Raw genomic sequence first — 12870 nt, forward strand, 5'->3', positions numbered from 1 at the left:
CCCAAGCACTGTGTAGAGCGGACACATCAAAAATTCTGCAATTTCGCAACACCTACTGTCATTTCTTGTGCAAGCTGACTTGCCCCAAATCCCACATCGGCATGAACACACCGAGCGCCAGGATCAGAACTAAGATGCCCATGCCGACAATCATGATGGGCTCGATGCGTGCCGCGAGTGTTTTCAGTTCGTACTCCACCTCGCGCTCGTACATTTCGGCTATTTCATCCATCAGCTTGTCAATCTCGCCGGTCTCCTCGCCGACGCCGATCATCTGCAAGACCATGGGAGTAAAGACCCGGGTTGTCGAAGCCGTCCTGAAAATGGTTTCGCCTCGCTCGACACCGTCACGCATCTGCTCGATGTTGCTGGCGACGTACGCGTTATCGACGGTCTTCGCGACCAAACTCAGTGCCTGTGCCGCCGGTATGCCGCTCTTGTATGCAAGGGCAAAGCTACGTGCGAAACGTGCCATCGTGCCCTTCATGATGATTGAACCCGCGATTGGAATTCGCAACTTCGCCCGATCCCAACGGTATCGGCCATTTGCAGTATTCACGAATTGCCGAACCAGAAGCGCAGCGGCGGCAATTCCTCCTACGACAACCGGCCAGTAAGTGATCGTGAAATGCGATGAAGCCAACAGCAGGCGTGTCATCAAGGGCAGTTCTATTTGCGCCCGCATAAACACTTTGGCAAAAGACGGTATGACGAACACATTGATCACGGAAATCGCGCTCACCATCGCCAGCAGCACGAATTTCGGATACCGCAACGCCGCCGTAATCTGCTCGCGCATGCTGCGCTCGAACTGCAGGAAGTCGTGCAAACGCGGGAAGATTTCGGTCAGCCGTCCCGTCATTTCCCCGACCTGCACCATGCTGACGTAGTACGACGAAAACACAGTCGGAAATGCGCGCATGGCAGCGGACAGTTCCCGCCCAGTGTCGAGCGCCTCGCGCAATTCCTTGAGCACGCGGGCGAACGACTTGTTGATCGCCGATTCCTGCAATCCCGCCAGGCCGCGCATGATCGGCACGCCAGCCTTGAGCAGCGTGTATATCTGGCGACTGAACAGCTGCACATCCAGGTCGGTGATCTTTTCCGCGGTCAGGCGTTCGAGCCAGCTCCCCTTCTCGCTCAAGTCCTTCTTCTTGGTCAGGACGATTTCCACCGGCGTGGTGCCGATATTGAGCAGATAGGTGGCGACGGCATTGCTGTCGGCGCCTTCCAGCACGCCTTGCAGCAATTCGCCGCGGGCATTGCGCGCCTTGTAGTTAAAGAACGGCATCGATTAATCCACGAACTGGTTGCTGATGACCATGGCTTCGGAAATGGTGGTTTTCCCGGAGAGGACCAGCCGCACGGCATGGCGGCGCAGGGTTTCACCCGCCATCTGCTCTTCGGCGGCCTTGATGAAGTAGCCGGGATCCTGCTTGTTGGCGGCTTCGGCCAGCGATTCCGTCATTTCGAGCATTTCATAGACACCGGTGCGGCCCCTGTAACCGCTGCCGTTGCAGTGGGAACAGCCGCGCCCATGGTGATACTTGTGCTCTTCGACCTTGTCTCCCAGCTCGGCACGCAGCCAAGCGCGCTCGCCCGGCGTCGGCTGGTAGGGCTGCGTGCACACGTCGCAGATCACGCGCACCAGACGCTGCGCGATGACCGCCTGCAGCGCGGACGCCATCATGTACGACGGCACGCCCATGTCGAGCAGGCGGATCGGCGTGCTGACCGCATCGTTGGTATGCAGGGTCGAGAACACGAGGTGGCCAGTCATTGCGGCGCGCAGGCCGATCTGCGCGGTTTCCTGATCACGCATCTCGCCCACCAGCACCACGTCCGGGTCTTGACGCAACGCGGCGCGCAGCACGCGGGCGAAAGTGAGATCTATCTTTTCGTTGATCTGCACCTGGTTAATGCCGGGCAGCCGGTATTCAACCGGATCCTCAACCGTGATCAGTTTGCGTTCCGTGCTGTTCAGTTCGGCCAGCGCGCCGTACAAGGTCGTCGTCTTGCCGCTGCCGGTCGGACCGGTGACCAGCACCAGGCCGTTCGGACGCCCGAGGAAGGAGCGGAATTTTTCCAGCATCGGCTTGGGCATGCCGATCGTGTCCAGCCTGACCGCGCCGCGTCCCTGCCCCAGCAGACGCATAACGACCGATTCGCCAAACAGCGTCGGCATGGTGGACAGACGCACGTCGATCTGCTGCTGCCGCATTTTCATGGTGAAGCGCCCGTCCTGCGGCAGGCGCTTTTCCGAGATGTCCAGGTTGGACATGATCTTCAGGCGCAAGGCCAGCGGCGCGGCGATCTTGATATCGGCTTCGGCCTGCAGGTTGAGCACGCCGTCGATACGGAAGCGGATCTGCAGGCTGGTTTCTTGGGGTTCGATGTGGATGTCGGAAGCGCCGACCTGTGCCGCGTCTTCGAAGATGGTTTGCAGCAGCTTGACGACCGGCGCTTCCTCGACGCTGGCCGTCATCGCCACGATGCCGAAGTCGACCGCGTTGTCGCTGATTTCCTGCCCCAACTCGCGCGCGGCGTCGGTGATTTCCTCGGTCTTGCGGTAAATCCGGCTGATCGCCTGGATCAGCGCGTCTTCGCTGACCACCGCGAGGTCGATACTGCGCTTCAGCAGGCGAGAAATCTCGTCGTAGGCAAACAGGTCGGTGGGGTCCGCCATGCCGACCAGGAAGGAATCGCCGCGATCCTCCATGACGATCGCCCGGAAACGCCGCGCGCGCATTTCATTAAGCAGGCGTACGACGCTCGGGTTCAGGCTGTAGGTCTTGAGATTGATGTAAGGGATGTTGAGCTGCCTGGCGACCGCCCGGCAGATATCATCTTCGGAGACAAACCCGTTCTCGACGAATACCTGCCCCAAGCGGCGGCCCGACTTTTTGTGCTCGACGAGGCAAAACTGAAGTTGCTCTTCGGTAAGCAGATTTTGCTGCACCAAAATTTCACCGAGGCGCACCTTCTCGGGCCGGGCCATACGCGCTCCTTACTGAGGATCAATCACACGCGTATTGTAGCCACAACCACTTTCTCTAGTGAATTGTTTTTATTGAGAAATTTCCGTGCAGCAATACTTCCGTGGCGCTTTTACACATCCAGCGCTTGCTGAAAATCAGCCAGCAAATCCGCCGTATCCTCGATGCCCACGGAAACGCGGATAAGCGATTCGGCAATCCCCATGCTGGCACGGCGCTCGGGCCCCATCTCGTAGAAAATGGTGTGTGCTACCGGAATGACCAGCGTACGGGTATCGCCGAGATTACTCGCAGGAATCGCGAGTTTCAGGCGGTTGAGATAGTCGAAGCAATCGATATTGTCTTTCAGCTCGAAACTGAACAGGCTGCCGAATGCGCCGAACAATTCCTTGGCGATCTTATGCTGCGGATGCGACGGCAAACCGGGATAGTGAACGGCAGCCACGCGCTCATCGGCTTCCAGCATCTGCGCCAGCGCCAGCGCGTTGGAACACTCGCGCTCCATGCGCAGCGCCATGGTTTCGGCTCCCACCGCGATGTGATGCGCGGCTTCCGGCCCCAACGTGCCACCGAAATCGCGCAGGCTTTTGGCACGGATTTGCGCCATGCCCCATTGCGGCGACGCGTACCGCTTATAGCTGTCGTAGATATTCGGGAACTTGGTCCAGTCGTACAAGCCGGTATCGGTCAGGCTGCCGCCCAGCGCATCGCCGTGACCGCCAATCGACTTGGTCAGCGCATTGACCACCAGGCTGGCGCCGACCATCCTGGGACGGAACAGATAGGGCGAAGTCATCGTGTTGTCGACCACATAAAGGATGCCGCGGTCGCGGCAAAGCTGGCCGATGCGCTTCAGATCCGCCACCTGGGTGCGCGGATTGGCGATGGTTTCGACGAAGACCAGGCGCGTGGCCGGCGTCAATGCGGCTTCGACGTTTTTCACGTCGGTCGCATCGACCATCGAGACATCGATGCCTTGCGCATTCGCCGTCTGCCACAGGCTGTTGGTATTACCGAACAAGAAGGAGGAAGACACCACGTGGTCTCCCTCGCGCAACAAGCCCTGCACCAGGGAGCCGATCGCCGCCATCCCGGTGGAAAAGCAGATGGTCGCCAGTCCCTGCTCCATCTTGGTGACTTTGTCTTCCAGCGCTGACACGGTCGGGTTGCCCTGGCGTCCGTAGCGGTAGCCGGGCTGCTTGCCCTGGAAAACGGCGGCCAGTTCGCGCGCATCGCGATAGCCGAAGGTGACCGAGGTGTGGATGGGCTTGTGCAGGGAACCATGTTCGATCGGCTTTTGCCGGTCGCTGTGCAGGATGGTGGTGGTGAAACCGTATTTCTTTGAGTCAGTCATGATAAATAAAAAACCCGTTCAGCTTGCGCTAAACGGGTTGATGAATTTGTTTCCCTTTTAGCGGCATTTATTGTGGGACTGCACCCTGGCGCCCGCAAGCAGATGCAAATCGGCGCAATTCCTATCGTAGCGCAAAACGCGGGAAATACAAAAGATTCAAGCTCCGCGATCCACCAATGAAAAAGCCCGCGCCTTCACGGGCAACGGGCTTGGATAGGGCAGCCGCAGGCGATCAGTCGGCCCGCGCCAGATTCAGATTCAACTGCGAGCGCACCGCATCTTCGCTGACCGGCTTCGGGTTGTTGCGTACATGCTCGATGCGGTCGAGATAGTCGCGCGAAATATCGCCGGTCACATAGACGCCGTCGAAGCACGATGCCTCGAAGTTCTTGAGCAAGGGATTGACGTCCGAGATCGAACGCTTGAGCGCGTCGATATCCTGGTAGACCAGCGCATCGGCGGTGATCTCGCGGCACACTTCCTCTTCGCTGCGGCCATATGCAATCAGCTCGTTACGAGTCGGCATGTCGATGCCGTACACGTTCGGGAATTTTACCGGCGGCGCCGCCGAGGCGAAAATCACGCGCTTGGCGCCGGCATCGCGTGCCATCTGCACAATCTCGCGGCTGGTGGTGCCGCGCACGATGGAGTCGTCCACCAGCAGCACGCTCTTGCCCTTGAATTCGCTGCTGATCGCGTTGAGCTTCTGGCGCACCGACTTCCTGCGCTGGGCCTGGCCCGGCATGATGAAGGTGCGGCCGATGTAACGGTTCTTGATGAGGCCTTCGCGGTATTCCAGGTTCAGCTTCAGCGCCAGTTCCATCGCGGCCGGGCGCGAGGAATCGGGGATCGGCATCACCACGTCGATGTCTCCGGTGGAGAGCTGGCGGCGGATCTTCTCGGCCAGGTACTCGCCCATTTTCAGGCGCGTCGCGTACACGGAGGCGCCGTCGATCACGGAGTCGGGGCGTGCCAGATAGACGTATTCGAAGGCGCACGGACTCAGGACCGGATTGTCGGCGCACTGCTGGTTGTGAAGATTGCCGTCGAGGTCGATGAAGATCGCTTCTCCCGGCACCACGTCGCGCAGGAAGCGGAAGCCCAAGCCTTCCAGCGCGACCGATTCGCTGGCCAGCATATATTCCGGCCCGGCATCGGTTTCATTGAAGCCGATGCACAGCGGACGAATGCCATACGGATCGCGGAACGCGAGCAGGCCGTAGCCGGCGATCTGCGCCACCACGGCGTAGGAGCCGCGCACGCGCTTGTGCAGCACCGAGACCGCCTTGAACAACGCCGACGGATCGAGCGAGTAGCCGGTAGTGGCCTGCTGGATTTCGTGCGCCAGCACATTGAGCAGCACTTCCGAATCCGAATCGGTATTGATGTGCCGGCGGTCATTCTTGAACATCTCGCTCTTGAGCTGTTCCCAGTTGGTCAGATTGCCGTTGTGGGCGAGGATGATGCCGAAAGGCGCATTGACGTAGAACGGCTGCGCCTCCGCTTCGCTGTCCGAGCCGGCGGTCGGATAGCGCACCTGGCCGATACCGGCATTGCCCGGCAGCGAACGCATGTTACGGGTACGGAATACGTCGCGCACCAGGCCGTTCGCCTTGTGCATGGAAAACATATTGCCGTGGTTGGTAGCAATGCCCGCCGCATCCTGTCCACGGTGCTGCAACAGCAGCAGCGCATCGTAGATCAGCTGATTGACGGGGCCATGGGAAACAACGCCAACTATGCCACACATGGTGGACTCCTCAACGAAAACTCAAAAAACCTGTGCACAGGCCGGTTGCGGCCATGGCTAAAACTGAACATACCGGGCGAAATCACCCGGCAGGAATGGCTTGACGGTGCGCGCGGCGGTTTCCGCCAGCGGGCTTAGCACCGCGCCTTTCCAGAACGGCTGTCGCGGGATCGCCGTCATGCCGCATAACAGAACCGCGGCCAGCACGATCACCAAGCCTCGCGCCAAGCCGAACAAGCCTCCAAGGCCACGATCGGCCAGCGTCAGTCCGCTCGCCTTAATCGCGGCCTCGATGGCCATGGTCAGCAGTTTCATCAGCAATCGTACGCCGATAAACAACACGATGAACGCGACGATCAGCCGCGTTACCGCACCGGGAATAACATCCGGCAACAACTTCGCGAGGTCTTCTCCGTACGCATTCGCCACCACGAACGACACGATCCAGCCCAGCAGCGACAACATCTCCTTGACCAGCCCGCGCAAGACGCTGATGACGACCGAACAGATCAGCACGAACAGCACCAGGTAGTCGAAAATCGTCACAGTAATCAGCGCTTATCAAGCCGGCACGACAGTACCGCTCAATCCCAGCTTCACCATCTTGGCACGCATCTTGTCCGCTTCTTCCTTGCTGGCGAACGGGCCGACCCGAATGCGAATGCGGTCGCCCGACGAGGTTGCCACCTTTTGCGTGTACGACTTGATGCCGGCGCCTTTCAACTTGGTTTGCAGTTCATCGACCTTGTCCTTGGTCGCAAGTGCCGCCACCTGGATTACGAATTTTCCAGATTTTTTTTCTGCCGCCTTGGGATCGGGTTTTCCTTCCAGCAGAGCTTGCACACGCGCCGCTTCGTCGGGCTTCTTCTCAAGCTTCTCGGCCGGTTTGCTTTCAGTTTTGACATCCGCCTTGGCCACTGGCAGCGGCATCGCGTGCGGCTTGTCAGCCGGCTTGACCTTGGTGGTCTCCGCCTGCTTGGCCGGAGCATCCTTCGCCTGGGGGGGCACGGTCTCAAGCGCGGCCATGTTTGTGATAGCGGGCTTGACGGCGGGCTCATCCACGCCGGACTTGTCCCGGGATGGCGCATCCGTGGAAGGAGGATCGATCAATTCCTCCTCCTTTGGGTCGAGCGATGCCGATGCGGCGACTTTTTCAACCGCAGCCGGGTGATCGGCCACCTGACGCGCCGGCATGGCCTTGTCCTTGGAGGGAATCTGGATCGCGATATCGTCCGCGACCGGCTTCGGCTCGGAATCAAGAATCATTGGCAAACCGATCACGGCAGCCAGCACCAATGCAATCGCGCCAACCAGGCGGCGGCGCGCGCGTTTCTTTTCCGGCAAAACCGGATCGGCCTGTTCGGAACGCTTGTTGGTATTGCCCTGACGGCGCTTGCCGCGACCGCGGATCTGGTTCGACTCTTCCTCGGCACGCGAATAAAAGGTGCTGTCGTCGGAGGCTGACTCTTGCTTGTTTTTGCGAAGGAACGAGAACAAGCTCATGCGATAAAAATAGTATCCACCAATGAGATTCAAAAGCCGCCGTGAAAAACCGTTACGCTTTTCCCGACCGCCCCTCGGATCGCCTGAATTCCATCACGCCTGCGACGGTCAGGAAGGACCCGAAAACCGCAATTCTATCATTCTCGCCCGCCCTGCTCCGAGCGTTCGCAAACGCGGCGGCCGGCGAAGAGAAGGTCTCGATTGTCTTTTCTGCACCAGGGGCAGTGCTCGGAGCGACGCCTGCGTCGAGCAAACGCTGCCTGAGCTGCTCGGCGCTGGCCGCGCGAGGCAGCGGCAGGTCGGTGACGCACCAGTGATCCACACGGTCTTTCAGCTGCGCGATCACGCCGTCGATATCCTTGTCGTGCATGGCACCGAACACCGCGTAGGTATAGCGGTGAAATCCCATGTTGTCGAGGTTCTGCGCCAGCGTGGCGGCCGCATGCGGATTGTGCGCCACGTCGAGAATCACGCTCGGTCGGCCCGGCAGCACCTGGAAGCGCCCCGGCAGTTCGACCATCACCAGGCCATTGCGCACTTCCTGCGCGCCGACCGGCAGGCGGTTGCGCAATGCCTCCAGCGCGGCCAATGCGGCGGACGCGTTGAGCAACTGGTTGGCCCCGCGCAGGCTGGGATAGCCGAGCGAGTTGCGGCGCTGCGAGCGCCCGCCGAAATTCCATTGCTGCTTGTCGCCGGAGTAGTTGTAGTCGCGCCCGAACAGCCACAGGTCGGCACCGATGGCGGCGGCATGGTCGATCAGCGACTGGGGCGGCACCGGATCGCCGCAGATCGCCGCTTTGCCAGCGCGGAAGATGCCCGCCTTTTCAAAGCCAATCTGTTCGCGCGTGTCACCCAGATATTCGGTGTGATCGATGTCGACGCTGGTCACGATGGCGACATCGGGGTCGATCACGTTGACCGCATCCAGCCGGCCGCCGAGGCCGACCTCCAGGATCACTGCATCCAGCTGCGCCTGGGCGAACAGGCGCAGGATGGCAAGCGTGGTGAATTCGAAATAGGTCAGCGATATGTCGCCGCGTGCAGCCTCGACTGCTGTGAACTGCTCCATCAGCGCCGCGTCGGAGGCAATTTCTCCGTTCACGCGCGCGCGCTCGTTGAAGTCGATCAGGTGCGGCGAGGTGTAGAGGCCGACGCGGTAGCCGGCCTGCATCAGGATCGATTCCAGCATCGCGCAGGTCGACCCCTTGCCATTGGTGCCGCCCACGGTGAAGACAGGACACTCGAAGCGGATGCCTAGCCGGTCCTTGACCTGCCTGACGCGATCGAGTCCCATGTCAATGGCTTTCGGATGCATCGTTTCGAGGGCGGAAAGCCAGCCGGCCAGGGTGGTGGGGAGATTCTGCATGACTGAAAACCTACGCTGAAAACTAAAAAGCCCGGACCTGGGTCAGTCCGGGCCATGTCTGCATGGCGGGAGAATCAGGCCAGCACTTCGGCCGGCTGGTTCTGTAACAACGCGAGCAGACGGGCGATTTCCTCGCGCATCTTGCGGCGGTCGACGATCATGTCGACGGCGCCTTTCTGCACCAGGAATTCCGCGCGCTGGAACCCTTCCGGCAGTTTCTCGCGGACCGTGTTCTCGATTACGCGCGGGCCGGCAAAGCCGATCAGCGCCTTCGGCTCCGCGATCACGACATCGCCCATGAAAGCGAAGGAAGCGGAAACGCCGCCCATGGTCGGGTCGGTCAGCACCGAGATGAACGGCAGCTTTTTCTCGGACAGCTTGGTCAGCATCGCGGTGGTTTTCGCCATCTGCATCAGCGACAGCAAGCCCTCCTGCATGCGCGCGCCGCCGGTGGCCGTGACACAAATGAACGGCACTTTCTGCTCCAGTGCGGCCTGCGCGCCGCGCACGAAGCGCTCACCCACCACCGAGCCCATCGAACCGCCGATGAATTCATATTCGAAGCAGGCCACCACGACCGGCAGCGTCATGATCGCGCCGCCCATGACCACCATCGCATCGGTTTCGCCGGTGCCTTCCAGCGCATCCTTCAGACGATCCGGATATTTCTTGCTGTCCTTGAATTTCAGCGAGTCGACCGGCAGCACTTCCTGGCCGATCTCGTAGCGCCCGCCGGCGTCCAGCAGCGCGTCCAGGCGCTCGCGCGCACGGATACGCATGTGATGATCGCATTTCGGGCAGACATGGAGATTGGACTCCAGGTCGGTACGGTACAGCACTGCCTCGCAGGACGGGCATTTGACCCAGAGTCCTTCCGGCACGGATTTGCGCTGCGCCGACTCGGAACGCTGGATGCGCGGGGGAAGCAGTTTTTCAAGCCAGCTCATCGTGACCTCTTCTCACTTTTTTGGTTGCCGCATTGTACAGCTCGCCTTGCCGTACGCCAATAACACCTTGCGACGGCGCAGCTTCATATTAATCAATTATTCGTCCAGCGCCTTGCGGATTCCGGAAATGAACACCCGTACCGCTTCCGCCGCTTGTTCGCGCGGCGTATTTTCCAACTCCTGAATGATGCGACTGCCGATCACTACCGCGTCGGACAACGATCCGATCGCCTTGGCCGTTGCCGCATCGCGAATGCCGAAGCCGACGCCGACCGGCACGCGTACATGTTTCTTAATTGCAGGGACTTTCTGCGCCACGGCATCCAAGTCCAGATGCCCCGAACCGGTCACTCCTTTCAGGGACACGTAATAGACATAGCCGCTGGCGATTTTCCCGACCTGCTCGATGCGCTCGTCGGTCGAGGTTGGAGCCAAGAGAAAAATCGGGTCCAATCCGTTTTCCTTCATGCGCGCGGCGAATTCTTCACACTCTTCCGGCGGATAGTCCACCACGAGCACGCCGTCGACACCCGCCTGTTTGGCGGCGTCGATGAAGGCATCCGCGCCCATGTGCTCGATCGGATTGGCGTACCCCATCAGCACCACCGGCGTAGTCTGGTTCGTGCCGCGGAATTCGCGCACGAACTGGAGCACGTGGCGCATGCCGACGCCGTTGGCCAGGGCCCTTTCCGATGCGCGCTGGATGACCGGACCGTCCGCCATCGGGTCCGAGAATGGCACGCCGAGCTCGATGATGTCAGCACCGCCGGCAACCAGCGCATGCATCAACGGCACGGTCAGCTCGGGAGCGGGGTCACCGGCGGTAATGAACGGGATCAGGCCTTTTTTGTTTTTCTCTGCCAGGGCAGACAAGGTGGATTGAATTCTGGACATGGGCGGTTTGCCTTGGATTCGCTTTCGTTGCGCCGCTCCGGCCTGCGCCGGAACGACACCTGCTTTTAAACGTGGTGGATGTGGCCGACGGGACCTAGAACTTTTTCTTCATACGTTCGGCGACGGTGTGCATATCCTTGTCGCCGCGGCCGGACAGATTCGCCAGGACGATCCTGTCTTTCGGCAGAGTCGCCGCGAACTTGGCGGCATAGGCCAGCGCGTGACTGGATTCCAAGGCCGGGATGATGCCCTCGATGCGGCAGCAATTGTGGAATGCCTCGATCGCTTCATCGTCCGTGATCGACACGTATTGCGCCCGACCGGAATCCTTGAGGTAGGCATGCTCCGGACCGACGCCCGGGTAATCGAGGCCAGCCGACACCGAATGCGTTTCGATGATCTGTCCGTCCTCGTTCTGCAGCAGGTAGGTGCGGTTGCCGTGCAAGACACCCGGCGAGCCGGCGATCAGCGAAGCGGAATGCCTGCCGGTTTCCAGCCCCTCACCTGCAGCCTCGACGCCGACCAGCTGCACATCCTTGTAATCGATATAAGGATAGAAGATACCCATCGCATTCGAGCCGCCGCCGATGCAGGCCACCACGTAATCCGGCTGGCGCCCGGCCATTTCCGGCATCTGCACCAGACACTCCTTGCCGATCACCGACTGGAAATCGCGCACCATCATCGGATACGGGTGCGGGCCGGCCACCGTGCCGATGATGTAGAAAGTGTTTTCGACATTGGTGACCCAGTCGCGCATCGCTTCGTTCAACGCGTCCTTCAGGGTCTTGGAACCGGACTCGACCGGCACGACCTTGGCGCCCAACAGCTCCATGCGGTACACGTTCTGCACCTGGCGTTTGACGTCTTCGGCGCCCATGTAGACCACGCATTCCAGGCCGAAGCGCGCGCAGATGGTGGCAGTCGCCACGCCATGCTGGCCGGCGCCGGTTTCGGCGATCACGCGTGGCTTGCCCATGCGCTTGGCGAGCAAGGCCTGGCCGATCACGTTGTTGATCTTATGCGCACCGGTATGGTTGAGGTCTTCGCGCTTGAAGTAGATTTGCGCGCCACCCATCATTTCCGACCAGCGCCTGGCGTGATAGATCGGGCTGGGGCGGCCGACGAAATGCTTCAGCTCGTTGTCGAATTCAGCCAGGAACTCCGGATCGTTGCGAAAGTGCGCATACCCCTCCTTCAGCTGTGTCAAAGCGTGGGTCAGGGTTTCGGAAACGAAGCTGCCGCCGTAAGGGCCGAAATGCCCTCTTGAATCCGGCAGGTTGTAGCGTGCGGCCTGCTGAATCGCCGTGTGCTGCACGGATTGGCGCTCGGCGTAGTGTTCGAGCGGGTTCAATTCTTTCATGGTCGTTCTCTTCTATTCATCCAGTGATGCATCCGCCTGGCGTACCGCGCGGATGAAGGCTGTGATCCTTGCCGGATCCTTGACACCCTTGGCCTGTTCGACGCCGCTGCTGACGTCGACCGCGTAAGGGCGCACGCGACGCATGGCGTCAGTGACGTTTTGCACGCTCAAGCCACCACTCAAAACGACCCGAGGCGCGAGCTCTTTTGGAATGAGGGACCAATCGAAAACCTTTCCACCGCCGCCATAACCATCCACGAAAGCATCAAGCAGCAAACCGCTAAACAAGGTGCTGGCGGCACGATAACTTTGCTCGTATTTTAGCAAATCGGCGCCCGACATATCGGCAGATACTCGAAGCGCGCGGGTAAACGGCCGATTCACGAGCTTGGCTATTTCACAACATTGTTCAACCGTTTCATCGCCGTGAAACTGCAACTGGGAGACCGGAGCTCGCGCAACGATTTGCTGCACGTCCTCCGGTCTGGCATTCACGAACAAGCCGACAGCCGCGACATAGGGCGGAACAGACGCGATCAATTCGGCTGCCACCTCCGGCGTCACGTAGCGCGGGCTTTTTTCATAAAACACCAGGCCGATCGCATCGGCTCCGGACGTGACCGCCGTTTGCACGTCTTCAACACGGCTCAAGCCGCAAATCTTGATTCGGGTACGGGAATTCATCAAGGTAGCTCAA

General features: G+C 60.2%; 11 protein-coding genes. All 11 read right to left on the bottom strand.

Going from position 1 to position 12870, the window contains the following annotated elements; genetic code table 11:
- Positions 1–58: 58 nt before the first annotated feature.
- A complete protein-coding gene (locus FAY22_RS10215; protein WP_146330097.1) occupies positions 59–1291 on the bottom strand; it encodes a type II secretion system F family protein in 1233 nt (410 codons plus the stop codon).
- Between the two features lie 3 nt (positions 1292–1294).
- Positions 1295–2998, bottom strand: coding sequence for a GspE/PulE family protein (locus FAY22_RS10220; RefSeq protein WP_146330098.1), 1704 nt, complete (start codon positions 2996–2998; stop codon positions 1295–1297).
- A 110-nt stretch (positions 2999–3108) separates the two neighbouring features.
- Positions 3109–4350: a cystathionine gamma-synthase family protein gene (locus FAY22_RS10225; RefSeq protein WP_146330099.1), complete on the bottom strand. Its 1242-nt coding sequence runs from the start codon at positions 4348–4350 to the stop codon at positions 3109–3111.
- Between the two features lie 232 nt (positions 4351–4582).
- On the bottom strand, positions 4583–6100 hold the full coding sequence (gene purF, locus FAY22_RS10230) for an amidophosphoribosyltransferase (RefSeq protein ID WP_146330100.1): 1518 nt from the start codon (positions 6098–6100) through the stop codon (positions 4583–4585).
- A 57-nt stretch (positions 6101–6157) separates the two neighbouring features.
- Positions 6158–6646 (bottom strand): CvpA family protein, encoded by a 489-nt coding sequence (locus FAY22_RS10235; RefSeq protein ID WP_146330101.1) that lies wholly within the window; start codon positions 6644–6646, stop codon positions 6158–6160.
- Between the two features lie 15 nt (positions 6647–6661).
- Positions 6662–7603 carry an SPOR domain-containing protein gene (locus tag FAY22_RS10240; RefSeq protein WP_146330102.1) on the bottom strand — a complete coding sequence of 314 codons (942 nt, stop codon included), beginning with the start codon at positions 7601–7603 and terminating at the stop codon, positions 6662–6664.
- Between the two features lie 52 nt (positions 7604–7655).
- Entirely contained in the window at positions 7656–8969 is a 1314-nt protein-coding gene (folC, locus tag FAY22_RS10245; RefSeq protein WP_146330103.1) for a bifunctional tetrahydrofolate synthase/dihydrofolate synthase, read from the bottom strand.
- A gap of 74 nt (positions 8970–9043) precedes the next feature.
- Positions 9044–9916 carry an acetyl-CoA carboxylase, carboxyltransferase subunit beta gene (gene accD, locus FAY22_RS10250; protein WP_040040939.1) on the bottom strand — a complete coding sequence of 291 codons (873 nt, stop codon included), beginning with the start codon at positions 9914–9916 and terminating at the stop codon, positions 9044–9046.
- Positions 9917–10012: 96 nt separating this feature from the next.
- Positions 10013–10810, bottom strand: a complete 798-nt coding sequence (gene trpA / locus FAY22_RS10255; protein ID WP_146330104.1) for a tryptophan synthase subunit alpha — start codon at positions 10808–10810, stop codon at positions 10013–10015.
- A 94-nt stretch (positions 10811–10904) separates the two neighbouring features.
- Complete coding sequence (gene trpB, locus FAY22_RS10260) at positions 10905–12173, bottom strand: tryptophan synthase subunit beta (protein WP_146330105.1); 1269 nt, start codon at positions 12171–12173, stop codon at positions 10905–10907.
- A gap of 12 nt (positions 12174–12185) precedes the next feature.
- Entirely contained in the window at positions 12186–12857 is a 672-nt protein-coding gene (locus FAY22_RS10265) for a phosphoribosylanthranilate isomerase (protein ID WP_146330106.1), read from the bottom strand.
- Positions 12858–12870 lie beyond the last annotated feature (13 nt).

Source organism: Noviherbaspirillum sp. UKPF54 (genome assembly GCF_007874125.1).
Taxonomy (GTDB): domain Bacteria; phylum Pseudomonadota; class Gammaproteobacteria; order Burkholderiales; family Burkholderiaceae_D; genus Noviherbaspirillum.